We start from the raw sequence: 24,061 nt of genomic DNA, 5'->3' as shown, positions 1-24,061 counted from the left end.
CCGGAAACAGGTCGTGTTACAATTTCGTGACGCTGGATACTTGCGGGCGGGTCACAAATTCAGGATATTGAAGTCCAGATCGTCCTAATCTTTGTTCCCTGATCCTGTCCGAGAGTTAGTATCTCTAAGATGAAATATGTGCTTGTAATTCCAGATGGTTGTGCGGATGAACCTCAGGCAGAATTGGGGGGCAAGACCCCATTGCAGGCGGCTCACATCCCTCACATGAATACGATTGTTTTGCAGGGAATTCTGGGGAGAACCGATACTGTGCCTGCCTCGATGCCTTCAGGCAGTGATGTTGGAACGATGAGTCTGTTTGGTTACGATCCTCTGGTTTATCATACCGGGCGTGCTCCTCTCGAAGCGGCCGCTCAGGGGATTGAGCTTGGCCCGCATGACTGGGCGATCCGTTGTAATTTCGTGACCATTACGAAAGACAACATGGCGAGCTTTACCGCGTCACAGCTTCCTAATGATGTGGGTGAAGAACTAGTTGGTCTGCTTCAGGAAATGACGGCCAATGATGCTCAATGGGAATTTCACCAGGGAGTCAGTTACCGCAACTTGTTGGTTTACCGGGCACAAAATGCAGAAGACCAGCCTTTTGGCTCAGGAACATCGACGACGCCCCCGCATGATCTAACCGATCAGACAGTCCTGCAAGACCTTCCTTCGGGTAAAGGAAGTGAGCTGTTACTGGACCTGATGGAACGTAGCAAAAAACTGTTCTTGAAATCAGATAAAAATCAAAAACGTGCAGATGGTCAACCAGCGGCGACGCAGATCTGGTTATGGGGACAGGGTAGCAGGCCGGCTCTCAAACCTTTTCAGGAACAGTTTGGTAAATCGGGGGCGGTGATCACAGCCGTCGACTTGTTGCGCGGATTGGGAAGCTTGCTGGGCTGGGATATCATTGAGGTAGAGGGAGCTACAGGGTATACGGATACAGATTATGCAGCGAAAGGACGCGCGGCGATTGAAACTCTGGAGAAGTCAGACTTCGTCGTCGTGCATGTTGAAGCGACCGATGAGGCTTCTCACGAAGGAGAAGTACAGGAAAAAGTGAAGGCTCTGGAAAACATTGATGAGCATATTGTTGGCCCGGTACACGACTATCTGAGACAGCAGGGTGAATATCGCATCTTAGTCTGCCCCGATCATCCCACGATTTTGAGAACAAAGACACATAGCCATGGTTATGTTCCATTCGGTATTTGTGGCACTCAGGTGCGCCCCGATCAGGCGAAATGCTATGATGAAATCACTGCCAGTGACAGTAATCTGCTGTTGCCGAAAGGGCATCAACTCATGCCTTTCTTTTTCGGAACGTTGACGAAATAGCCCATCCAGAAAAAAAGGTAAGCCCAAATAGATTCAGGCTTACCCTTTTTCATTGTGTGGTGATGCTCTTATAAAGGCCAGTCACAGAGAATACGTTCGACTTCTTCTGCATGGCCACTTTCATCGCGGACCATATCTTCCAGTTGGACGGCCATGCCTTTGTCGCCAAACTCATCTGCTTCCAAAGCGCGTTTGGTATAACCTATTGTAGCAGCTCTTTCCGCTACCAATACAGCTTCCAGCATTTCTCGATTCGTGCTTGCCTTGGCTACTTTCGTCGGGACAGTGGTTGGTTCTCCTCCCAATGACACAATTTTATTTGCCAGATATTGGGCGTGCATTTGCTCGTCAGGTACTTCTGCAAGGAAAAACTGTGTCAACTGTGGTCGATACGGCCCCGTGGCTTTCGCAGCATAAGTAGTATATTGAATAATGGCAGATAGCTCGTTCGCCAGATCCTGATTCAGATTAGCTATCATCGTTTCCTTGTCCATCGTTTTCTCCTGAAGTTTGAAAATAAGGTCGATCTGTGATCTACTTATCAGTAGTTGTGATCATGTTTTATCGTTTAAGGAAAACATTCGATTACGCGAATTATACAGCATTGAGAAGCGAAATAAAATGCAACGCTGTGATCTGGGAGGTAGCAGAGTGATAGGGCTGAGCGGAACGCCTCTTTTTCAAATTTTGTTCATGCTGCAATCAGTGAACAATCCTAATCTTCCGGCAATCAACCTTTGAATCAGGCAGGTAGTGTAGAATTCCGGGGTTCTTTTTGAGTGTGTCATGGACTATGATTGTGTTTAGCGTGTTCTACAAGTTATCGTGATCACGTGCTTCATTTGTGTGTTAACCATTTCTTGATATCGACGGGGAGAATTAAGTGTCTGACTGGGTTGAACCTCTGGGAATGAGAATTCTCATTCGTAAAGATGAAAGTCGGCAGACGACAAAGGGAGGGATTGTACTTCCTGATAAAGCGGAGATTCCAAACATTACCGGACGCGTAGTGGAAATCAGCGTGCAAATTGAGCGGGATGATGATTTTCCGATCAAAAAATACGACAAAGTACTCTTCAATCCCAGTGAAGCCATTCCCGTGGATTTTGAACCAGATAATGTGTTATTTGTTGTACCGATCGAAGATGTGGTTGCCGTCTTTCGTCGAGGCGAATCGAAAAATGACGAATTGCTATCAGCAGAAGAACAAGACATAGAAGATCCCGATGAATGGGAAGAATGACCGGTGCTGGTAAGTGTCATCTTCGGCGATTCTTCTCGGGTATGTTCTAACTGGTTTTGTTCGTCGCGTTAATTTCTTCCACCAGACTGGCGCGGCGATATCCTTCTGGGATTGTGTCCAAGTTTCGGTAAGCGACCAGTTCCGCGACGATACTCAGAGCAATTTCCGGAACGGTCTGAGAGCCGATTTCGAAACCGAGGGGGGCATGAACTTTTGCCAGCGCCTCGCGTGGTGTTCCCGTACGTAGCAGGTCTTCGAAGATCAACTTGACTTTTCGCCTGCTGCCAATCATGCCAATGTATCTTGCCGGCGATTCTGCCAGATGTCCCAATGCTTCTTCATCATGATTATGTCCGCGGGTGACAATGATAATGAAAGTATCCCGATTGACAGAAAAATCAGAGAGAGCCGAATCGAAGCTTCCGACGATCAATTGCTTTGCAGTGGGGAAGCGTTCAGAATTGCAGTATTCCTGACGGTCATCGACGGCAATGATTTCAAAGCCAACGTCGTTGGCGAGTTCTGCTACTTTCTGGCCAATATGTCCACAACCCACGACTACCAATTGGCATGTTTGATGAAAGGTCAGATAGGCGATGTTGGAACTGACATAGGGTCTTGGTCGATTTTGGATCGGCTTGAGCCCATTCCATAATTGTGTCGGTGGTTCCTGCTGACCGCGCCAGGCGACAATTTTGGAATTCGCATCAATCAAATACCGGTCTGTTTCGCTACCACCTCCCGCGGCCTCCGGTTTAATGACGATGGCTTCCGTGCAGCCCTGGTCACTTGCCAATAGTTGACCCATTGTTTTGAAGTATTGCAAATCTTCCTCTGTTGCGATGGGATCTACAAGTACTTTCATGCGTCCACCGCAAATCAGTCCATCGTCCCAGCCGTAATCATTGTCGAGTTGGAAGGTCATAATTTCTGGTGCAGCAGCATCAATCAGTCGCAAGGCGCGCCGTTTGACCTCGGCTTCGACACAGCCGCCTCCCAGTGTTCCGATCTGAGAACCATCGCGAAAGATAAGCATCGCAGCCCCTGGTTTTTGAGGCGTCGATCCGCGCGTTTCTACTAGACAGGTATAGCAAACCTGCTGATTCTGTTGGACTGCTTTTTCCAGTTCCCGTAATAAATTACGCATGGTTGATCACTTTACTCATTCTCTGAGAGCGTATTCAAGAGCATTTGGGCCGCCTGCAGTTCGCGCGTTAATCCTTCGACCAGTGTTGGCTTCTGATCGTCGGGCAAGACTTCCCAGGTGTAGGTTTCCACTTCCAGATGCGGAGCATAATCGAGTTCTTTGACAGTCGCCAGAGCCTGTCTCAATTCTTGATGCGTCGTTCCCAGTGCACCCAGGGTGACGGCATCTATGGGCACATGAAAATGAACCCTCAGTTTTTTCGTTTCTTTGATACGGGGATCGGGAGCCAATAAAAATTTGCGGGTTAAATCCACAATCCGATAAAGGTCTCCATTTCTTAAACTGCCAATTGTTTGATGCAAATAACGGGGTTCAGCGTATTGTGCGAGCTGTGTTCGCCCGGCTTCATTTTCCCACGGGTTGGTGAGTTCGATGGCGTTCGAGATGTGAATTTTATTGATTCGGATTTCCGCGTGTGTGATTTGTCGGATCGAGCCGGGAATATCTTCAAATTCGACAGCTTGATGGCAGATATCATAGCAGGCTCCTAAATATTCTCTAACGGTTCCCAGTAATTGTTTTTTTGCAGCCCTTTCATACAATCGTTCGAAAAACACAATCAGTTCATGTGTGAATTCAATCACACAAAATGGCTCTGGCTCAATTGCCAGGCGAATGGTTCTGCCGGTTTCCTCTTTCAACTCTTTGAGAAACGTTGCCAGTTCGATTAATTGTTCAACGCATGTTTCGCTGAAATCAGCTGCATGTTCAAATTTTTTGAATCCCAGCGGTACCGTGGAAATGCTGCCTTCCGTGTCTTCAGGCAATAATGCGGCAAGAACCCGTGCACAACCTTTTGTGTATTCCAGTCTTTCTGGATCCGACCAGTCGGGCAAATATACATTTTCTTTCACCCGATCGCTGTGAAAATTTCCAAAGGGAAATGCATTTAAAGTGTAACACGTCAAATTTCTTTTGTGAATTTCTTCAGCAAAGCGGAGGTGTCCATCCGGTGTGGCAAGAATTTCTTTTATGACAGGCTCCGCCAACCAGAGACCGGCGGCAAGTGGGGTACCTAGTTGTTGTTGAATCGGAATCGTAAACTCGTCGAGTTTTTGTAAGATCTCTGCGACGGTCAAACCCGGATGCACATTAGTGCAATAACTCAAAGGCAATGAATTCAGCGTCATAAAACTTCCTCAGAGGGCCCTCATATCGGTAGTTTACAGATAATTTATCAAAGGAAATGGTTTACGAACAACTTCAATCATAACCGAGACAATTCTGCGGACTACCTGTGAATGACATTTCCCGAAAAGATTCAGGTTGTGCATCAAATATTCTTACGAAGTCAACTTGTGTTAACTTGTAAGTTTAGCGACGATAACCACTACATACCTGCATGAAAACAGACAAAAATGGGTTTCTCTCAAACTCTATGAGAAACTTTTTGTTATGCTGCGTGTTTAGTACAAGCGGGTAATACACTACCCGAAGATGGGAGTCTGAAGTCAGTCGTGGTTACTACAGAAATCTTGAACTCACCTTATTTGCGAGATCCTGACGTGCAATTGATGTTGCGCGCCAAGGAAGGAGATGAAGGTGCGTTCACTGAGCTGGTAGCCGCCTATCAGGACCGTATTGTCGGAATATTTTGTCATCTTTTGCGAAATCAGGAAGCAGCGGAAGATTTAGCCCAGGAAGTATTTTTGCGGATCTATCGATCGCGTGCGAATTATGAACCGAAGGCCAAATTTTCCACCTGGCTATTTCGGATTGCCAATAATCTGGCTAGCAACCTGCGAAGGAATAAAGGGCGACGGAAAGAAGTCAATCTCAATCCACAAGATACAGGTCCTTTGGGCATTAGACCCGAAGAGCAGTTATTGATGGAGAAATCGGGATTGATGCCGGCCCGACAGGTGGGTCTGAAAGAGACTCAGGCGGTTGTTCGTCAGGCATTGGAAACACTCAATGAGCGACAACAGATGGCGGTGCTGTTGCATAAGTTTGAAGGCATGTGTTACGCGGATATCGGAATTGCGATGAAGCTATCCGAAGCGGCTGTGAAATCATTGTTGTCTAGGGCCCGGGAAAATTTGCGGGTTCAACTCGAAAAGCATATTAACGGTTAAGTCAAAACAAAACTTTCTGATAAAGTCCTCAGATGAAAAAAGAGCAGAAAGAACAGGAACTCGAAAAGCTGGTTGCTTATCTCGATGGCGAGGTCAGCGAGCAGGAAGCGATTGAAGTGGAGCAGTCACTTTCGCGCGATGAAGAAGTACGCGTGCACGTGGATTCTCTGGAACGGACCTGGCAATTGTTGGACAGACTCCCTATTGCCAAAGCCTCGGAAGAGTTTACGAATAATACGCTCTCAACAATCAAAACCATTCAGTTGGAAGCGCAGGCTATTGAAGACCAGAATCGGTCTGGTTTTTCGATGAATAAAAAAATGCAAGAGCAACTTCGTAAAGCGACTGTCGCTGGAGGCTGGATCATTGGTTTGGCATGCTCTATTTTCTTCGGCTATATGTTTACCAATCAATTGGTTCCAGAAGAGTCGGAACCCTTGCTTTCAGAGTTATCGTTTATCGAAAACCTGGATACTTATTCGGAAGTACAAAGCCTGGAATTTTTGGAAGAGTTGTCGCACTCAGGAACATTCAATGAAACCGCGCAGCAGAAAAGTAGATAAGAGGCAATCTGACAGAGCTTCTCAGCCTGTAAGCCCGGAATCGGCATTATGGCCGGTATTGTTGCGCGCCGTGGGTCTCGGTGTTGGAACGGTACTCTTTGTGATGATCTTGTTGGGAGCAACGGGTCAGGATGAAGATCGCGCAGGCGCGAACCGCAAAAAAATAGAATCCATGACACACTCAGAACGTGCACAGTTAAAACGCAATTACGAAAAGTTTCAAAAGCTGTCTGCTCAGGACAAACAGCGATTTCGGGAAATTCATGCAGCGACGCGCAAACAGCCGGAATTGAATCAGGTCATGCGTTCTTATTGTAACTGGGTGAAAACGTTGTCTCCCTGGGAGCAGGAAGATTTGCGCAACGCCAAAACCCCATCGGAGCGGATGGAGCTGATTCGCGAATTCCGTTCTCATGGCAATCAAGCAAATCGCCGCGGCAGTCGATCTGATTATGAGATTTTAAGAATGCTGGAGATCAATTTTCGAGATCCGCGCATGATGTTTCTCTTGAGGAATTCAATGCTACCACCTGATCTCTATATAGAAGTGATCGATACTATTGAGCGAAGCCTGCCAAGTTCGGTGGAATATCCCCGGCCGAAAGATTCGTTATCTGAATATGAGAGATCTCTGGCTGTTTTAAAAACAGCGACAGCACTGAATAATCCTAAAGAAAAAGTGAACCAAAAGGGATCAATCTGGCCTTCCACAGATGTCATGAATGGAATTTTCCAACTGTGGAGTGAAAATAAATTTTCGTTCCTAAATTCTAGAGAGCAACGCAATCCAAGACCGATTCCCCGCGAAGAAAATGGACAAAGGGCGATGTTATCAATCTTTTTAGCGAAAGGGTTGCTGGGTCAGTTAGTCAAATCTGTCAAACAAGAACTGGATCAGCAGAGTCCTCCGGATGATGCGCTACAGAAATTTTTTGAGACGGGTTTAGATACCAAAATGAAAGATTACCTGATGAAGTATCCTCCAGATGAAATGCAGGATAAATTGAAGTATCTCTACTTGCAGAAAAATTTACCCGTAGAGGTCGGAAAAAGTATCAAGATAAAATCGGCGGAATTCAATGCTTTGGTTCCCCAATTATTTCGTGGGATCGATATGAAAGGGCCCGGCTTTGATAATCCGTTCAAGCGTGGAAACAAAGACCGCTTGAAGAATATGAGAGATCGTCGCAAGAACGGTCCCCAAGATCGTGGAGACCGTCCTTCTCGCGAGCGGAAACCGGGTGAAGGACCTCTTGGCAAACCGCGAAAACGTCCTGATGCTTGAAAATCAGGGCGAAATCCTGTCTCATAGATTCTGACACAAGATCAGAACTCCCCCATCATCCGTATGGTTTTGCGCATTCTAATACGATATGCAAAATTTTCCGGTTGCTTTCTTTCATTGAAACAGGAGCAATTCCATGTTGCGGTTCCTAGTATCAGCCTGTCTGTTGACAGGACTTATGCTGCTTTCATTCGCAGAAACTGGTTCGCTTGAGGCTAAAGACTCGGCGCCTCTGAAAACACTCAAAAAAGGAGAGGTTCCGCAGAAAATGCAGGGACTACCTTTGCTGTTTCACGAAAATTTTGAATCGGGAAATTCAAAACATTGGGAGCCTACGGACGACAAAGCCTGGAAAGTCATCCATCAGGGAGACAACCATGCTTTCAGTCTCATCAAGAAAAAAAGTAACTTCGAACCACCCGTCCGTTCGCCTTATAACCGTGCGTTACTGAAAAATATTTCGGTTAGCGATTTCCTGTTGGATGTGAAATTACAGTCTACGATTCCCGATTATGGCCATCGATCTTTATGTCTGTTTTTTGGCTACCAGGATGACGCCCATTTTTATTATGTACATTTTGGCAAAAAGATGGATGATCACGCCAACCAGATTTTCATCGTCAATGGTAAACCCCGCACCAAGATTTCGACAAAGACCACCGCCGGTACAAACTGGGATGATGAATGGCATCACGCGCGTGTTGTTCGCGATACCAAATCTGGTTCCATCAAAATATATTTTGATGATATGCAGGAGCCGGTTATGACGGCAAGCGATAAAACATTTTTATCGGGACGTGTGGGGATTGGTTCGTTCGATGATACCGGCAATTTTGATGAGATTCTCCTGTTCGGTAAAAAAGTAGAATAATCACGGTATCAAATGATACGAATTTATTTGTCATAGAAAATCACCGGTTTCACTTTCACTGATCAGGATTAGATAATGCGATTCCCTGCCCTGCTTATCGTTACGGCTTTGTTCGTTCATTTTCCTTCCCTGGTTTCTGCACAAGCACTGGAGTTTCCTGAAGTGCTGCCGGGGACGAAGTCCCTGAAGCTGACAGTGCCTCTTGACGAACATATGGTGGCAGGCATCGATCGGTATGCATTGAATGCATTGGCAAAGTCGCCGGCCTTGCGTCCCCAAAAATGGCATTATGATTTCAGCAGTCATGCTGCTTTTGTTGATAGTATCAAGGACAATCGGAGGCGATTCAAATCGATCATCGGAGCCGTCGATCCTCGTGTCGCTGGACCGGGGTTTGAATTATTGACGACGACAGAAGGTCAGTCAGTGATAGCAGAATGTCCTCAGTTTAAAGTGCATGTTGTTCAATGGCGCGTGTTGGATGGAATGACGGCGGCGGGGCTTTTATTGCAGCCAACCAGTGCCATCAAAGCACGTGTGGTTGCATTGCCCGATGCTGACTGGACGCCTGAAATGTTTATCGGACTGAAGCCCGGCGTTCCCAAGTCAGCGCAAATTCCTCTGATGCTGGCTGCATCGGGAATTCAGGTGGTGATTCCTACGCTCATCAGTCGGGATTCCGAATTCTCTGGTCATCCGAACGTTTATTATTCCAATCAGCCGCACCGGGAATTTATCTATCGCATGTCATTCGAAATGGGACGCCATGTAATAGGTTATGAAGTACAAAAAGTGATGGCTGCCGTCGATCAGTTTGAACGGTTGGATCAAAAAAACCGTCGCATTTTACCGATCGGAGTCGTTGGCGTTGGTGAAGGCGCCTTATTGGCTTTATTCAGCGGTGCCGCCGATTATCGAATTAAAGCGACCTGGGTTGCCGGATATTTTCAAGAGCGAGAAAATGTCTGGCAGGAACCCATTTATCGTAATGTCTGGAGCCAGCTTACAGAGTTTGGGGATGCGGAAATTGCTTCGATGATCGCGCCACGATCATGCTTAATCGAAGCTTGCTCTGTTCCCGTTGTTGACGGGCCACCCAAGGCCAAAAAAGGGATCAGGGCGACGGCTGCTCCTGGAGTGATTCAAGTGGTGTCACCAGACTCGGTACGTGCAGAATTTCAGCGTGTGGTGCCTGTGTTTGAACAACTGGGCCTGAAGGAAAATTTGACACTTGTCTTTTCCGGCGATGGCACGAACCCTGCAGGATCGAATCAAGCCCGACAACGTTTTTTGTTTGATTTGAGAATCAGCATGAATAAGAAACGTCCGTTGCCGATTGAGTTGAAGCGGGTTGCCAATGGTATTGTCATTGATCCCGTTGCGCGACAACAGCAGCAGTTTAATGAAATGAATGAGTTTACTCAGGAAGTACTCAACAAGTCTGCCCGGTATCGTGACGAAGAATGGCAGCCTGGAAAATATAAGTCCGTCGAACTCTGGGAAAAGGATTCTGATCGTCTGCGGGATAAAGTTTATGACGAATTGATTGGTCGGATTCCCGATCCTGCGACGGCTGTTCCATTGAATGTCAAAACACGAAAAGTGATTCAGCACGCGCAATACCAGGGATATGAAGTCATGCTGGATGTGTTTCCCGAAGTGGTTGCCGGTGGAATTTTACTGGTTCCCAATGATCTCAAACCGGGAGAGCAACGTCCGGTCATCGTCTGTCAGCACGGCCTGGAAGGCACGCCGATGGATACGATTGTTTCAGAAGGAAGGTCATATGGCTATTACAAGGCCTTTAGCGAGCAACTCGTGAAAAAAGGTCTCATTGTGTATGCGCCGCAGAATCCGTATCGCGGTACCGATCGCTTTCGCACACTGCAACGAAAATCAAACCCGATGAGACGCTCGCTCTATAGTTATATCATACCTCAGCATGAACGTACTCTGACCTGGCTTGATTCGCTTCCGTTTGTTGACGGCAAGCGAATTGGTTTTTACGGACTTTCTTATGGAGGTAAAACAGCTCTTCGTGTGCCTCCGTTCGTAAAACAATATGTATTTTCCATTTGCTCGGCTGACTTTAACGAGTGGGTACGCAAAAATGCGGACAGTTCCAGTCGTTATAGTTATGTGTTTGGTGGTGAATACGAAATCTTCGAATGGAATATGGGCCATGTTGCAAATTATGCAGAGTTATCCTATTTGATGGCACCGCGGCCCTTCATGGTGGAACGCGGACACGATGACGGAGTTGCGCCCGATGAGTGGGTGGCAGCCGAATACGCCAAAGTACGAAGATTTTATGTGCAGATGGGAATTGGAGAGCGAACAGAGATCGAATTCTTCAATGGACCACATACCATTAACGGCAAAGATACGTTTGCCTTTATTCTTCGAAATCTCAATTGGCCCGAATCAGTTAAAAAGTGATTTTACCAGTTCTGGATTCCCGAAGAAAAGATCGTTCGTTCACATGCAAAATCGCTGATTATTGTGTATATTTAGAGAATGTGCTGTTACGTAAAGAGGGCAGCATTCCGTGGTCATAATCTCAGATGTTTCTGTTTTTATGAACACTGTACCAAGTCATGTTATGGGCGAAAGCTCATTTCTCACAGGCTGATCTATTCCTAATGGGCTATCAAAAATGAGCAAAGTTGCTACAGATTCACAGGAAGAACCCCAGGAATCAACGCTGGAAACGGATATCAAGTCGCTCAAAGAAATCAGCGCCAATTTGAAAATGGACTATAACGGCAATATCGCACAAGTCTCATTTTCAGGTTCCAAGCTAGTCGATGCAGGGCTGGTCTATCTCGGTCGTCTGGTCAAACTTCGAAAGCTGGACTTGTCCGGTTCCAAAGTCACCGATGAGGGGATGGTCCATATTAAGCCCTTGAAAAGCTTACGTGAGGTTACGCTGCATGGGATTCCCGTCTCAGATACTGGTTTGGCGGAATTCAAAAAATTGACCAATCTAGAAGTGCTCAATCTTTCGCGCACGAAGGTTACAGATGCCGGCTTGAAGCACCTGAAGGGATTGGAAAATTTGAAAGAACTCTTTCTTACCGGACTGGAAATTACCGATGCTGGTTTGGCCCATATTGCTGGTCTGAAAAGCCTGGAAACGTTAGGTCTTTCTGAAACGCAGATTTCTGATGAAGCCCTTTCGCATGTAAAGGGTTTGAAAAAATTGCGAGTACTATTGCTGCGTGATACCCATATCTCTGATGCTGGCCTCAAGCAAATTAAAGGGCTGACCCGCTTGCAGCGACTCTGGATACGAAATACAGACGTGACAGACGACGGTATGAAACATTTGACGAAGATGAAAGATATGGAATGGTTGGAACTGAATGATACTGAGGTGAGCAATGCCGGAATCGCGGAAATTAAAGTGCTTGAGAATATCGTAGATATGAATCTGCGGAATACCAATGTGAATGATAAAGGTATTCCATCACTCAAAAAGATGAAAAATCTGGGCACACTTTATATTGACGGTTCGGAAATCACAGAAGAGGGAATTGCGAAGCTCGAAAAGGGACTCCCATACTGTCGAATTGAAAAATAGTTGATGGCCCCCCGCACTTGTTTTCAGGCATAAGTCGATTCTGGCGGAATGGGCTGGTCTTCAGTTCCCATTTCAAAACCCAGTTCTTCGGGAATTAAAGAGGGCTGATAACCCAGTATTTTCTGGGCTTTGCTCAGATCCCAGCGACGTTTCGAGCTTTCTCCCACGATGGTAATCACTTCGCAACCCTCAATTTCAGCCGTAAGCGATTTCTGGAAAGCCTGCATCAGATCTGGGAAGGGAACCCATTGAGGACGGAGCGGGTGCGTTTTCCATAGCGAGTGTTCCAGGTCGATGGGTTTGGGAATGCGCAAGCAGACGATGGATATTCCAAACGCGTGCGCATAATGTGCACACATTACTTCACACAGTTGTTTCGTCAGCGCATATGAGCCTATAGGCTTCGGGTCGGCATCGGATGCAATCCACTCCGGTGCCTGATAGCCGAGAACTGTCATTACAGTGCTGGTAAAGACAAATCGCTTCACGCCAGCGTCTCGGGCCGCTTCGAGCAGATTGAACGTCCCTTTTACATTGACGTCGAAACGTTTCCCGTTCAGGTCATCCCCTTCCATGGGGCCTTCATCGGCCTGTTTCGCCAGATGGATCACAGCATCAACGCCCTGCATAGCGGCGCGTGTTTGTGTCGCTTCGGTGATATCCAGGGCTATAAAGCGTGGATCATTTTCATCCGGGTGAATATCTCCCAGAATCAATTCATCGTCTGTATTCCAATGTCGTGCGAAGTAGCGACCTACATAACCTGCCGCACCTGTGATTAACACTCTCATATTGGGGCTCACTCAGAGGGAAAACGATCTCGTGTCGTTTCAGGAAAATGACTGCTCACAAACCCGCAAAATATTCCCGCCAATAATTTTTTGAATGTCGGAATCAGAGTATCCACGTTGAACCAAACCGACGGTAAATATAGGCCAATTTGTCCAGGAAACACTGATTCGCATATTCGGTGTTTCAACGAACGGATCAGCGGGCCACAAGCTTCGCCAGGCTGTTCGAGAACGCGGAGCGCGGGGAACTTTCTTACTTTCTAATGCGCCATTACGTGATGAATAAGACACATCGGTGCCGATGGCAATATGATCAATGCCAAATTTTTTCACGACATAATCGACGTGGTCTAATAGCGCGCTGATATCACCATTACCTCCCAGGTAACGGGGAATACAGCAGATGCCGATCAGGCCTCCGGTATCGGCAATGGCTTTAATGACGTTATCCGGTTTGCTGCGAATATGGTGATGCAGACTGGCACATGTGGTATGGCTGGCGACAACGGGACGGTCTGAAACTTGCGCGGTTTCCAGACTGGTCTGCCATCCGGAATGCGCGACATCCGGGATAATGCCCAGCCGATTCATTTCTGCGACCACGGTTCGGCCAAAGTCACTTAAGCCTGCGTTAGCCGGTTCGGCACAGCCATCGCCAAGCATATTACGACGATTGTAAGTCATATGCATCATGCGAATGCCCAGTTGGTAAAAAATCTGCATGTATTTCATTTCGTCGGTCGTGGTGACCCATTGTTGAGTCAGAGGAACGCCATTTCCTGTGAGATACAAACAGTGGCGACCTTCTTTTTTGGCCTGTTGAATGTCAGCGGGAGTTACTGCCTTTGATACAAAGTCGGCCAGCATATCTGTTGTATATGTGAAACGGGCTAGTCGCTTGATCAGTCTTAGAGGGTCCTGCCCTTCTTCGCCGGCATTTTGAAAGATACAAGTGACGCCGGAAGCATCGAAGGCTTCTTTGAATTCGCGTTGCTCTGCCGGGTTGGTAACACAGCGTGTCATTGACATGTCTTCTCGCATGTCCTTGAGTTCTGCTGGCGAAGCATTTTCTTTGATTGCTGCAGCCAGCCGATCACCGTCAACGGCGGCCCGCGGTGCAAAGCCATAAGAGTCAAACACGAGTGAATCTGCATGCAGCTGGAGTCCACGCTCCAGTTGTTTTGGCGTAGGCTTTAAAATATCAAGTGCCACTTTTCTCGCATGTAAGATCGTATCATTCTGAATAGGCTTTTGTTTTTTTGGGGTGGCAGACGCTTGTTGTTTGTCTTCAGCGGCTGTCAATTGTGATGCCGCCGCTGCTCCTAATCCGGTGGTAGCTGCTGCACCCAGTGAGGTACTCAGAAACGAACGCCGGTTGATTGAATTGCTCATGATGAATTCCATTGATCGGGGAAGTTAATGTTGTTGTGGCAAGTCTCTCGCTCCTGCCTGGCATCGTTGTAGCAGGGTTACATTTCAGGAACGTCATTTCATTTTTAACCGCAGCCACATCCGCCACTCGAACAACCTGACTCAGCGGGTGTTTCATCGACGGGGTGAAATATAATTCGCCAGGGATAATTGGCATTGAGCTCCTGAGCGAGAATTTCCAAAGCGGGCATCCGGCTGCCCAGATAATACAGTACAACCGTTTGCTGATCAAACAATTGCTCACAGTCAATTATCTCTGAAGGCATGCCCCGTTCCTGAATGAGTTTCTGGCAATCCTGGAATACGGGTGCGGTCACATCTTCCTGACGGGAGAGTGTCTGTTGGTCTGTTGGAGTGAATTCTCGCAGAATTGTGCCTGCTGAGGGAACAGGATTTTCGTGTATGCTGACTGAGGAAAGAATTTCTCCGACCTCTTCTCCGCGACTGGTTTTTAAGATCACTCGTTCGCGGTGTGCATAAACGGCGTTCTCTTCTGCTGAGAATTGATCGACCCATCCCATGGCGCCATAGCGAACCAGAAAAGGATTTTGAGGGATGTCTGGCTCCTCAATTGTGGAAGCGTCCAGCAGTAGCACGCCGGATTCTACTTTGAGTTCATAGCGAGTCAAAGAAAATTCGGGAAAGTCAAAGCATTCTCCCGTAGCCACATCAAAACTCCAGTCATGCAAAGGGCAGCTGACTTCGGTGCCACAGCCCTCCCCTTCGATCAGTGAAGCGCCCTGATGCGGACAAGAATCATGGACTGCATAATATTTTCCGAGCTGCTGATCGTTGTCTACATGGAACACCGCAATCTCGGTACCCCTGATTGAATATGATTTACGAGTGCCGGGAGAAATTTCTGAAGCCTCTCCCAGTTCTATCCAGTTAGTCATTTGCGTTGTTCCATAGTCAAAATCAGACATCGCCACTCTGGCTGTTAATTCAATTTTATTATATGCTCAATAGGTAATCATACCGTTATCACATCAAAGTATCTTCCTGTAGAGAAAAAACCTTTATGGCTGTGCGACATATATTACTGGACATGGATGGCGTCATATCTGATTTTATGGGATCGATCCTGGAGTTGCATGGTCAGGGGCATTTAACCGAGAACTGGCCTGAGGGAGAGGCAGATTACGCGGGTGTGACGGGCATGACGAAAGACGAATTCTGGAAACCCGTTGACGCTTTGGGAGGCCGGTTCTGGAAAGAGTTTCCCCCTTATCCGTGGCTGAATGAGCTACTCATACTGCTGAAACAGACGGCTCCCTTTACGATTAGCACTTCTCCCAGCCGCAGTGCTGCCTGTGCCTCGGCCAAAGTGGAATGGCTGCGACAGCATTTTCAAGAACCACATTTCATGGACTTCATGATCGGTACTCAAAAGTATCTATTAGCAAAACCGGATGTGGTGTTGATTGACGATCAGCATAAGAATGTAGATTTGTTTCGGGAACATGGGGGGCAGGCGATTCTGTTTCCCCAGCCCTGGAATACAAATTTTGCCATCAGTGACAAAATCGGGTATGTCAGATCCGAGCTGGAAAAGATGCAATAAACCGCATGACCGCTGTGGTTCTACTTACAAATAGATGGACAGTTGATTACTTTTGCGATAAAGGGTAGTTTTTGCCACTCAGTAAAGGTATTCTAGAGTGTGTTTCGTAAATAAAGTTGTTAAATGGAAGTTGACGAATAGAGAATATAAGCGACAATATATATAAGCGGGCACCCGGATGATAGAAGAGTTAGTGCTATCAGGGTTGCTTATGTGATTTGTGTGTCTGCTATTAACACCTTCCTGACATTCCTCGTAGCACTGCTACTGCCAAGCCTCACAGCGTATCCTTACCTATCAATTTTTTGGGATAGAACATCGAGATGAAGTCTCTAATCTATCAATACATCAGTTTTCTGATATTACTTTCTGCGCTTCCCGCGCAGGCAGCGGATGCTCCTCTTCAATCATCACAGCTTTCAGTCTATCCAGCAAAAGTTCAGTTGAATGGCAATCGAGCTCGGCAGCAGTTATTGGTGACGGTTCTCAAAGAGAATCAACCTCTGGATTACACTCGTAACGTGCAGTTTGAATCTAATCAGCCTGCCGTAGTTCAGGTCAGCGCTGCAGGTGTACTACTGCCTGTTTCCAACGGTTTAACTACCATCACAGTTTCAAATGGTGCGCAGAAAATTAAGGTTCCCGTCGAGGTGAAAAACTTTGACCAAAGGGTTCTGATTGACTTCGAACGCGATGTGCATCCCATGTTTTCCCGATTTCACTGTAATGGTGGTTCGTGTCATGGGAAACAACGTGGTCAGGGTGGATTTCAATTATCCATGTTTGCCTTCGATCCCGAATTTGATTATGGCGCGCTTACGAAAGAATCGCGCGGAAGACGTGCCTCTCCACTGGCACCAGACCAGAGTCTCGTTTTGCTGAAGGGAGCCGGTAAAGTTCCCCACGGCGGAGGTAAGAAATTACCAGAGAACAGCAGATATTATAATATTCTCGAACAGTGGATCACGGAGGGTGCGACACGTGCGGTTGTCGAGACACCGAAACTTGTCAAGATTTCGGCAGCGCCAACCGAGCGGATCATGCAGCCCAAAACAAAACAGCAGATGGTGGTCACCGCGTATTACAGCGATGGTTCCACGCGAGATATTACCGATCTTGCAGAATATATGTCGAGTGAGAGTGTCTATGTATCCGTGGATGAACATGGTTTAGTCACCTCCGGCTCCCTGATGGGCGAAGCCTCGATCATGGCCCGTTATTTAGGAAATTTTGCTTCACTGAGTGTAACGGTTCCTTCGAAGAATTCTGTACCCGACAGTTATTATGCCAAGTTGCCTCGGAACAATTTTATCGATGGTCTGGTTTGGGATAAGCTCAAAAAATATGGCCTCAAACCTTCTGAGCCAGTGAATGATGCCACATATTTGAGGCGCGTCTCTCTGGACATCATTGGTCGAACTCCTACGGCAGAAGAAGCCCGGGCGTTTTTACAAGATAGCTCTCCGAACAAGCGCGAGCGATTGATCGATTATTTTCTTGAGCAACCGGAGTTTGGCGATCACTGGGCTAATAAATGGGCTGATATGTTAAGACCGAACCCCTATCATGTGGGCATCAAAACCGTGTTAAATTATGATGCTTGGATTCGACAATCATTCCACCAGAACAAGCCCCTCGATCAGTTCACGCGTGAATTACTGACCGCCAAGGGAGGGACGTGGCATAACGGTGCAGTTACTATGTTTCGTGATCGTCGCAAACCCGAAGAACTCACAACGATTGTCAGCCAACTGTTTCTGGGAATTCGCTTGAGCTGTGCCCAGTGTCACCATCACCCTTCAGAAGTCTGGGGGCAGGACGATTTCTATAGCTTTGCGGCTTACTTTGCAAAAATGGGTCGAAAGGGGCGCGGAATTTCCGCACCAATTTCAGGCTCAGAGGAAATGGTCTTTACGTCAAATTCTGGAAGTGTGAGGCACCCACTGACAAATGAGGTACTCGCGCCGAGACCATTGTTTGGCAAAGTCCCTGAACTCAAAGCGAACCAGGATCCTCGTGAAATTCTGGCAGACTGGATCATTTCACCACAGAATCATTTCTTTGGCGAAGTGAGTGCGAATCGTATCTGGTCAGATCTCATGGGCCGCGGAATTGTGGAACCGATTGATGATTTTCGCGAAAGTAATCCTCCCACCAATGGACCGTTAGTGAAGGCGTTGGGGAAACATTTCCGGGACGTGAAATTCGATCAAAAGGAATACATTAAAACAATTCTCAGCTCATATGTTTACAGTTTAAGCTCCCTGCCCAATGAGACCAATGTGGGTGATAGCCGCAATTATTCGCGATTTTACCGACAACGTTTGCGAGCAGAAGTTCTGCTGGACAGCATCAGTGAAGTGATTGGCGTTCCCGATTCATTCGTAGCGATGCCCGCAAATTCAACCGCGAAGCAACTATGGACACATCGGGTGAGCTCGGTCTTTCTGGATTCCTTTGGGCGTCCCGATCCGAATCAGGATCCTCCTTGTGAACGAACAACGGAAACGACAGTCGTGCAGGTGTTGCACATGATGAACTCGCGCGAAATGTATTCTCGCATTCAATCACCAGAGGGAAACAGTGCCAAATGGGCAAAAAGTAAAATGACCCCCGATCAGATATTGGATGAATTATATCTGACGGCTTATTCACGTTATCCCACGTTAGAAGAAAAACGACTGGGACGTTCCCTGTTTGAAAAGGAAAAAGCCAATCGTCAGCAAATCATTGAAGATCTGATGTGGGCGTTATTGAATACTCCGGAATACCTTTTCAAAAATTAGTTCCCCTACCCTGACAGTTAAGATTGTTTTTACGACAAAATACAGGACTAGAAATGATGAACGTTTCAAAGAATTGTAATGGAATTACCCGACGAAATTGTCTGCAGCTTGGCTTGGGTGCCATGACAGGTTTGGGAATGGTCGACCTGTTACGTTTGCAGGGAATGGCCAAAGGGACTTCCGCTCAGCAGCCCAAAGCCAAGGCCAAAAGTGTCATTCTGATCTGGATGGACGGGGGCCCGTCTCACTATGAAACGTTTGACCCCAAACCAGATGCACCTGTAGAAATTCGGGGTGAATTCAACCCGATTGCCACGAAGGTTCCCGGCGTTCAATTTTCTCAGCATATGACGCGTCTGGCTTCGATTTCTGATAAGTTCTCAGTCCTGCGTTCGATACGCCATAATCAGGGAAATCATGGTGCCGGTAATCACTATATGATGACGGGCGCTCCTCCGCGCATCCCTGTGGGCTGTGGTTCCTTTGTCAGTTTTCATCCGAGCATGGGATCTGTTGTCGCACACCAGAAACCAACGACGAATAACTTACCAGCGTACTTTTCCATGCCCAGCATGTCGCGTTCCGGGGGCCCTAACTTCCTGGGTGCCAAGTATGCACCTTTTGTTGTATCCGACAACCCGAATAACAAAGGTTTCCGCGTTCGCGATCTGGCGTTACCCAACGGATTGTCTGATGCCCGCTATCAAACCCGTCGTGATTTGCGGAAACAGGTGGATCAACTTAAACGCATCAAAGATAAAGTCGCCGGTGATCCGGTGATGAATCTGGATGAGTATTACGAACAGGGTTACAATCTGGTTGCTTCCACAGAGGCACAGAAAGCCTTTGAAGTGGATAGCGAATCAGCAGAACTCCGTGATAGATATGGCCGTACTCCATTTGGTCAACGCGCGTTGCTTGCACGTCGACTTTCAGAAGCAGGCGTGCCGTTCATTACCCTTTATGAAGGAGGATGGGATAGCCATGGCGGCTTGTTCAAATCATTCAGGAGTCGCATGCCTGCTTTCGAAAATACGATCGCCACGTTGATTGAAGATCTAGATGAGCGCGGTTTGCTGGATACTACAATGGTATTGGCACTAGGTGAATTTGGTCGCACACCAAAAATCAACCCGGGCGGCGGCCGTGACCATTGGTCAAACGCGATGTCTGTTTTGATGGCCGGTGGTGGAACTCCCGGCGGTCTAGCTCTGGGATCAACTGACAAAGCCGGTTATTCTGCCGTGGAACGTGTTCTCTCCCCCGAAAATTTTGTCTCGACCATTTACACCAAAATGGGCATCGATCCTGACAAAGTCTTATATACGCCGGAAGGGCGGCCCTCGCATCTGGTCAGCGATCCGACTCCCATTCCCGAGTTATTCGCATAAACTTTTAGACCCTGATTGAGAATGATTTAACGATGTCATCTACCGCTCGGATTCTATCTACTGTTGTCTCGATGTCGTTGGTTTTCAGTCTGATCACTCAAGTCATCGCGGCACCTCCCAGTGTGAGTTATCTCAATCCCGCGGGGGGACAAGTCGGTCAGAAGGTTGATGTCACTGTCGATAAAACTTTGGGAACAGCGCCGGTTTCTGTCTGGACGTCGGCTCCTGGTTTGAAGGTTGTGATTCCGGAGAAGCCAGCCAAAGGTAAGGAAAAGCAGTTTTCGATCCAAATTGATGCAAAGGCCCGCCCTGGCCTGTATTGGCTGAGGTTTCATAATGCAGAAGGTGCTTCGGGAATTCGTCCGTTCCTTGTGGGTACACTTCCTGAGCAACCCGAAACCGAACCCAATAATGATCTGGCTCACGCACAAAAATATAAGCAGCCGAGCGTCACCATCAACGGCGTGTTATCCAAAAGCGGCGATGTCGATACGTATCAGGTTGTAATGAAAAAGGGAGAGACGTTGGTCGCTTCACTCACTGCCAATGAGCAGTTGGGATCTCCGATGGATGGCGTGCTTCAAATTCTCAATCATCGAGGAACCTTGCTTTCGCATATTGATGACACACTCTGGTTCGATCCACGCATTGTGTTTACCGCTCCTGCGGACGGCACTTATTATATTAGAACATTCGCGTTTCCCGCAGACCCGAACAGTACGATCCGGTTTGCCGGCGCTGCTTCTTACATCTATCGATTAACCCTTTCAACGGGGCCTTTTGTCGATCATAGTTTGCCGCTTGCCTATCATTATGAGACAGCCAAACCGGTTAAACTGGAAGGCTGGAATCTGACTGACAGTCTCAAATCATTGCGACCTGTTGCAGAGCATTCTGATGGCAAGGCGCTGGTCAGTCATCCTCAGTTGGCGAATTGGCTGAAAATTCCACTCAGCCCGACCCCGGTTTTGCTGGAGTCAAAAGATAGCCAGCAGGAGAAAGGGCAGTCGCTTTCGATTCCCAGTAGTGTCACGGGAAAAATATCAAAGCCGGAAGAGATCGACGTTTATCGCTTCACCGCAAAGAAAGGGGAAGATCTGACTTTTCAGATCGACTCGCATACATTGGGTTATCCGCTGGATGCGCATCTGAAACTGTTTGACGCAAAAGGGAAGCTACTGAAAGAGATCGATGATCCGATACGGAATTATTTCGATGCACGTTTAATCTACAAAATTCCCGCTGATGGCGAATATCATTTACATGTGACTGACCGTTTTCAGCATGGCGGTTTCCGATATATCTACCTGTTGTCGATCCAACCATCGATAACCGATTTCAAACTACAGACATCGGCAGAACAATTTACGCTCACCACTGGCGGAAAACCGTTAGAGATTGAAGTTACGATCAATCGTTTGAGTCCTCGTTTCAGTGATGACATTGAAATCAGTCTGGTCGGTCTACCGAAAGGGGCCACTTGTAAGCCGATTATTTCCAAAGTCAAAGGGAAGACCGAGAAGTCTGTCAAACTGAAGTTGGAAGCCAAACCGGAAACGGTGTTTCAGGGGCCTCTCGAAATTAAAGGGACCAGCTTGAAAGACAAATCAAAGACGCATGTTGCGACTGCTGTCATTAAAGGCATCAGCCCCAAACGCAATACGGCGCGTCCCAAATCGGATCTACAACTGCCTTACCTCTGGTTGACGATCAAGAAAAAGAAGTAAGCGTGCTACGGCGGTTTGCCTGAGAAATGCACTCTTGTTTTGTGTCACTCATTTTCGGTTGAAAATCGTCGTTGATAATCGACCAGTTTTCTTAAAAGATGCTGTAGATCACGATTTGAATTGCTAAAGCGAGGCAGGCCCAGATTTTCAAGTTCTGATACCAGTGAGTCGCATTTTCAGGCGTCGTGGTTTCCCGTGGTAGCCGCAAGACCCACAAAAAGACGGCAATCAAAGTTCCCAAAAACAGGATGCGCACGCACCAGAGCGGAATCTGAATCACCAGCTCACGAATGAAATTACCAATATGATGGAGAGGCGTCATGCTGGCCTCCTTTTTGATTTTGTGCCGAAGACGAGGCCCTCAATTTTTTCTGCCGGCTCTGGTTTCGTGAGAAAACTGATGATGACAATCAAAGAGAATGAAACCACAAAGGCCCAGATTGATAGATACAGAAATGGATCAGAAATTTGGAACAGAGGTTTTATACCCAGTGCGGCACAAACAGATTCCTGGTTCAGCGTGAACAATAGAATCGAAAAACAGACTCCCACAACGAAACCAATAAAGGCTGCGATACCGGTCGCCCGTTTCCATAACAGCCCCGTTATTAAAATCGCAAATGCGGGCCCCTGAAAGAATGACATCAAAGTCTGAAAGATCGTATAGATGCCTGCATCGTCTGATTTCAAAAAGAAAGCAAAACCAATCGCCCACACAACCAGCAGAAATGTGATCATTCGACCGATCATGAGTAATGATTTATCACTGGCGTCCTTACGATAAAAACGTTTGTAAAAGTCGTTGGTGACAATGGTGGAAGCCGAGTTCAGATACGAATCGATGCTGGACATCAACGCCGCTAGAAACGCGGCCAGAAACAGTCCTTTTAAACCGACGGGCAATAAATACGAAATCAGTTCGGGAAACGCTTGGTCTCCGTCTTTCAGTTCCGGGAACTTCACAAACGCAATCAGACCGGGAACCGCGACGACCACCGGTATCAGATTCTTTAATAACGCGCCCCATACATAAGCGGCTTTGGCATCAAATTCGCTTCTTGCACCCAACGATCTCTGCACAATGGCCTGATTGCCAATCCAGTAGGCGGGGCTCAAGATCAACGCGAGTCCGAAGAAAATTCCTGTCCAGGGGAAGGGCGTATTGGAATCAGCGGGGAGAATGAGCGAAGTATGCGAGAGTTCATTCGTTGCAGCGGCCGCTTGTTCTTCAGCAGCGATTTTTTGATCTTGCTTCATCTGCTGTACATGTTCTTGTTTTTTCAGTTCCGTCTGAAACTGATCAATTCCGCCAAGATCAATGATACCCAGTACCAGAACCAGCAAACAGCCACCGATCATGACAATACATTGAATCATGTCCGTATAAACGACGGCTGCCAATCCACCTGAAATGGTATAGATACCCACCAGAAACGCGGTCAGATAAATACATTGATCGACAGTCATTCCTAGATGCACGGCCATCATTTTTGCGGAAGCCAGCAGCATGATGCCCAGATTACACGCCATAAACAAGATCCAGCAGATCGCGAGTGCAGAACGGACGGAGACATTAAAGCGTCGTTCCATGTATTCGGGAATTGTGGTAACACCACTTCGCCAGAAAAAAGGTATAAACACAAACGCGCCGATAATCATGGCTGGCACACAGCCGATCCACTCGAAGTTTCCCACTACGAGCCCATGCTTGTGAGCAGCACCACCGGTTCCCACGATGTCGACGGCACCGATATCGGTTGCGACAAGTGACATGCCGATGGCCCACCAGGGAAGCCGACGTCCCGCCAGAAAGTAATCGGAACCGGTCTTGATTTTGGAGCCGATATACAGCCCCAATGCCAGTGTTCCAATCAGATAAGCCAGAATGATGGCATAATCGAGAGATGCCAAAGTTTGCATTGTTGATTTACCTTTGTACGCGTTTCATCGCTTTGAAAACAGCGATCTCTCTTATTCGTTGAAATTTTGAGCAACAGAGAGACTTTCATACGATACAGCGGTTGAATCAAAAAATCGACTGTTCTGCTATTGAAAGTCAGGGTTTCTTTTTCAGCAGAAGCGTTTTAATTTGAGGGATCAAAAGATCAGCCACCATCTTCTGGCCTTTTGTATTGGGGTGCATTCCATCCAGTAAGAGATCATCGGCTGACTGGCCGGGCTGTTTCGCATAGTTTTCATA

Annotated in this window: 20 protein-coding genes; 12 read left to right on the top strand and 8 right to left on the bottom strand. The window is 47.2% G+C overall.

Going from position 1 to position 24,061, the window contains the following annotated elements; translation table 11 throughout:
• The first annotated feature begins 129 nt into the window (after positions 1-129).
• Positions 130-1,344 (top strand): cofactor-independent phosphoglycerate mutase, encoded by a 1,215-nt coding sequence (locus tag Q0668_RS19425; RefSeq protein ID WP_298867678.1) that lies wholly within the window; start codon positions 130-132, stop codon positions 1,342-1,344.
• Between the two features lie 68 nt (positions 1,345-1,412).
• Here the strand turns inward: Q0668_RS19425 and Q0668_RS19420 are convergent, their stop codons facing one another.
• Positions 1,413-1,838, bottom strand: a complete 426-nt coding sequence (locus Q0668_RS19420) for a bacterioferritin (protein ID WP_298867677.1) — start codon at positions 1,836-1,838, stop codon at positions 1,413-1,415.
• A gap of 389 nt (positions 1,839-2,227) precedes the next feature.
• Here Q0668_RS19420 and Q0668_RS19415 point away from each other — a divergent pair, with 389 nt between their 5' ends.
• A complete protein-coding gene (locus Q0668_RS19415; RefSeq protein WP_298867675.1) occupies positions 2,228-2,587 on the top strand; it encodes a co-chaperone GroES in 360 nt (119 codons plus the stop codon).
• A 46-nt stretch (positions 2,588-2,633) separates the two neighbouring features.
• On the opposite strand, the gene Q0668_RS19410 is transcribed toward Q0668_RS19415, so the two are convergent.
• Both Q0668_RS19410 and eboE read right to left on the bottom strand, forming a co-directional pair.
• Positions 2,634-3,734 (bottom strand): XdhC/CoxI family protein, encoded by a 1,101-nt coding sequence (locus Q0668_RS19410; RefSeq protein ID WP_298867673.1) that lies wholly within the window; start codon positions 3,732-3,734, stop codon positions 2,634-2,636.
• An 11-nt stretch (positions 3,735-3,745) separates the two neighbouring features.
• A complete protein-coding gene (eboE, locus tag Q0668_RS19405) occupies positions 3,746-4,924 on the bottom strand; it encodes a metabolite traffic protein EboE (RefSeq protein WP_298867671.1) in 1,179 nt (392 codons plus the stop codon).
• Positions 4,925-5,251: 327 nt separating this feature from the next.
• Between eboE and Q0668_RS19400 the strand changes: the two genes are divergently transcribed.
• From Q0668_RS19400 to Q0668_RS19375, 6 genes are all read left to right on the top strand, one after another.
• The gene (locus tag Q0668_RS19400) at positions 5,252-5,869 is read left to right on the top strand and encodes a sigma-70 family RNA polymerase sigma factor (protein WP_298867669.1); all 618 of its coding nucleotides are present in this window, start codon (positions 5,252-5,254) and stop codon (positions 5,867-5,869) included.
• A gap of 32 nt (positions 5,870-5,901) precedes the next feature.
• Complete coding sequence (locus tag Q0668_RS19395) at positions 5,902-6,432, top strand: hypothetical protein (RefSeq protein ID WP_298867666.1); 531 nt, start codon at positions 5,902-5,904, stop codon at positions 6,430-6,432.
• Complete coding sequence (locus Q0668_RS19390; RefSeq protein ID WP_298867664.1) at positions 6,404-7,717, top strand: hypothetical protein; 1,314 nt, start codon at positions 6,404-6,406, stop codon at positions 7,715-7,717. The genes Q0668_RS19395 and Q0668_RS19390 overlap by 29 nt, the downstream gene beginning before the upstream one ends.
• A 136-nt stretch (positions 7,718-7,853) precedes the next feature.
• Positions 7,854-8,588 carry a hypothetical protein gene (locus Q0668_RS19385; protein ID WP_298867662.1) on the top strand — a complete coding sequence of 245 codons (735 nt, stop codon included), beginning with the start codon at positions 7,854-7,856 and terminating at the stop codon, positions 8,586-8,588.
• A 75-nt stretch (positions 8,589-8,663) separates the two neighbouring features.
• A complete protein-coding gene (locus Q0668_RS19380; protein ID WP_298867660.1) occupies positions 8,664-11,027 on the top strand; it encodes a hypothetical protein in 2,364 nt (787 codons plus the stop codon).
• 217 nt (positions 11,028-11,244) lie between these two features.
• Positions 11,245-12,171, top strand: a complete 927-nt coding sequence (locus Q0668_RS19375) for a hypothetical protein (RefSeq protein WP_298867659.1) — start codon at positions 11,245-11,247, stop codon at positions 12,169-12,171.
• 23 nt (positions 12,172-12,194) lie between these two features.
• Here Q0668_RS19375 and Q0668_RS19370 read toward each other — a convergent pair whose 3' ends face one another.
• From Q0668_RS19370 to Q0668_RS19360, 3 genes are all read right to left on the bottom strand, one after another.
• Entirely contained in the window at positions 12,195-12,962 is a 768-nt protein-coding gene (locus tag Q0668_RS19370) for an NAD(P)-dependent oxidoreductase (protein ID WP_298867658.1), read from the bottom strand.
• A 39-nt stretch (positions 12,963-13,001) separates the two neighbouring features.
• Positions 13,002-14,354 carry a membrane dipeptidase gene (locus tag Q0668_RS19365; protein ID WP_298867656.1) on the bottom strand — a complete coding sequence of 451 codons (1,353 nt, stop codon included), beginning with the start codon at positions 14,352-14,354 and terminating at the stop codon, positions 13,002-13,004.
• 104 nt (positions 14,355-14,458) lie between these two features.
• Positions 14,459-15,289, bottom strand: a complete 831-nt coding sequence (locus tag Q0668_RS19360; RefSeq protein WP_298867654.1) for a Rieske 2Fe-2S domain-containing protein — start codon at positions 15,287-15,289, stop codon at positions 14,459-14,461.
• Positions 15,290-15,414: 125 nt separating this feature from the next.
• Here Q0668_RS19360 and Q0668_RS19355 point away from each other — a divergent pair, with 125 nt between their 5' ends.
• The 4 genes from Q0668_RS19355 (at position 15,415) to Q0668_RS19340 (ending at position 21,861) form a co-directional block, all read left to right on the top strand.
• Complete coding sequence (locus tag Q0668_RS19355) at positions 15,415-15,957, top strand: hypothetical protein (protein WP_298867652.1); 543 nt, start codon at positions 15,415-15,417, stop codon at positions 15,955-15,957.
• Between the two features lie 323 nt (positions 15,958-16,280).
• Complete coding sequence (locus Q0668_RS19350; RefSeq protein ID WP_298867650.1) at positions 16,281-18,743, top strand: DUF1549 domain-containing protein; 2,463 nt, start codon at positions 16,281-16,283, stop codon at positions 18,741-18,743.
• A 53-nt stretch (positions 18,744-18,796) separates the two neighbouring features.
• Positions 18,797-20,134, top strand: coding sequence for a DUF1501 domain-containing protein (locus tag Q0668_RS19345; RefSeq protein ID WP_298867648.1), 1,338 nt, complete (start codon positions 18,797-18,799; stop codon positions 20,132-20,134).
• 32 nt (positions 20,135-20,166) lie between these two features.
• Positions 20,167-21,861: a PPC domain-containing protein gene (locus tag Q0668_RS19340; protein ID WP_298867646.1), complete on the top strand. Its 1,695-nt coding sequence runs from the start codon at positions 20,167-20,169 to the stop codon at positions 21,859-21,861.
• A 91-nt stretch (positions 21,862-21,952) separates the two neighbouring features.
• Here the strand turns inward: Q0668_RS19340 and Q0668_RS19335 are convergent, their stop codons facing one another.
• Both Q0668_RS19335 and Q0668_RS19330 read right to left on the bottom strand, forming a co-directional pair.
• Positions 21,953-22,183 (bottom strand): hypothetical protein, encoded by a 231-nt coding sequence (locus Q0668_RS19335; RefSeq protein WP_298867645.1) that lies wholly within the window; start codon positions 22,181-22,183, stop codon positions 21,953-21,955.
• Entirely contained in the window at positions 22,180-23,781 is a 1,602-nt protein-coding gene (locus Q0668_RS19330; RefSeq protein WP_298867643.1) for a sodium/solute symporter, read from the bottom strand. Before Q0668_RS19330 ends, Q0668_RS19335 begins: the two co-directional genes overlap by 4 nt.
• Between the last annotated feature and the right edge of the window lie 280 nt (positions 23,782-24,061).

The sequence above is a fragment of the uncultured Gimesia sp. genome, assembly GCF_937910335.1.
In the GTDB taxonomy this organism is placed as follows: domain Bacteria; phylum Planctomycetota; class Planctomycetia; order Planctomycetales; family Planctomycetaceae; genus Gimesia.
This window is presented reverse-complemented; position numbering and strand designations above follow the sequence as displayed.

What these genes read in the sequence shown, in the direction of transcription:
- Q0668_RS19350 (WP_298867650.1), top strand. Translation starts at nt 16,281, where the DNA reads ATGAAGTCTCTAATCTATCAATACATCAGTTTTCTGATATTACTTTCT.
- Q0668_RS19360 (WP_298867654.1), bottom strand. Translation starts at nt 15,289, where the DNA reads ATGACTAACTGGATAGAACTGGGAGAGGCTTCAGAAATTTCTCCCGGC.
- Q0668_RS19420 (WP_298867677.1), bottom strand. Translation starts at nt 1,838, where the DNA reads ATGGACAAGGAAACGATGATAGCTAATCTGAATCAGGATCTGGCGAAC.
- Q0668_RS19395 (WP_298867666.1), top strand. Translation starts at nt 5,902, where the DNA reads ATGAAAAAAGAGCAGAAAGAACAGGAACTCGAAAAGCTGGTTGCTTAT.
- Q0668_RS19385 (WP_298867662.1), top strand. Translation starts at nt 7,854, where the DNA reads ATGTTGCGGTTCCTAGTATCAGCCTGTCTGTTGACAGGACTTATGCTG.
- Q0668_RS19390 (WP_298867664.1), top strand. Translation starts at nt 6,404, where the DNA reads ATGAAACCGCGCAGCAGAAAAGTAGATAAGAGGCAATCTGACAGAGCT.
- Q0668_RS19380 (WP_298867660.1), top strand. Translation starts at nt 8,664, where the DNA reads ATGCGATTCCCTGCCCTGCTTATCGTTACGGCTTTGTTCGTTCATTTT.
- Q0668_RS19425 (WP_298867678.1), top strand. Translation starts at nt 130, where the DNA reads ATGAAATATGTGCTTGTAATTCCAGATGGTTGTGCGGATGAACCTCAG.
- Q0668_RS19340 (WP_298867646.1), top strand. Translation starts at nt 20,167, where the DNA reads ATGTCATCTACCGCTCGGATTCTATCTACTGTTGTCTCGATGTCGTTG.
- Q0668_RS19335 (WP_298867645.1), bottom strand. Translation starts at nt 22,183, where the DNA reads ATGACGCCTCTCCATCATATTGGTAATTTCATTCGTGAGCTGGTGATT.
- Q0668_RS19365 (WP_298867656.1), bottom strand. Translation starts at nt 14,354, where the DNA reads ATGAGCAATTCAATCAACCGGCGTTCGTTTCTGAGTACCTCACTGGGT.
- Q0668_RS19345 (WP_298867648.1), top strand. Translation starts at nt 18,797, where the DNA reads ATGATGAACGTTTCAAAGAATTGTAATGGAATTACCCGACGAAATTGT.
- Q0668_RS19355 (WP_298867652.1), top strand. Translation starts at nt 15,415, where the DNA reads ATGGCTGTGCGACATATATTACTGGACATGGATGGCGTCATATCTGAT.
- eboE (WP_298867671.1), bottom strand. Translation starts at nt 4,924, where the DNA reads ATGACGCTGAATTCATTGCCTTTGAGTTATTGCACTAATGTGCATCCG.
- Q0668_RS19330 (WP_298867643.1), bottom strand. Translation starts at nt 23,781, where the DNA reads ATGCAAACTTTGGCATCTCTCGATTATGCCATCATTCTGGCTTATCTG.
- Q0668_RS19370 (WP_298867658.1), bottom strand. Translation starts at nt 12,962, where the DNA reads ATGAGAGTGTTAATCACAGGTGCGGCAGGTTATGTAGGTCGCTACTTC.
- Q0668_RS19410 (WP_298867673.1), bottom strand. Translation starts at nt 3,734, where the DNA reads ATGCGTAATTTATTACGGGAACTGGAAAAAGCAGTCCAACAGAATCAG.
- Q0668_RS19375 (WP_298867659.1), top strand. Translation starts at nt 11,245, where the DNA reads ATGAGCAAAGTTGCTACAGATTCACAGGAAGAACCCCAGGAATCAACG.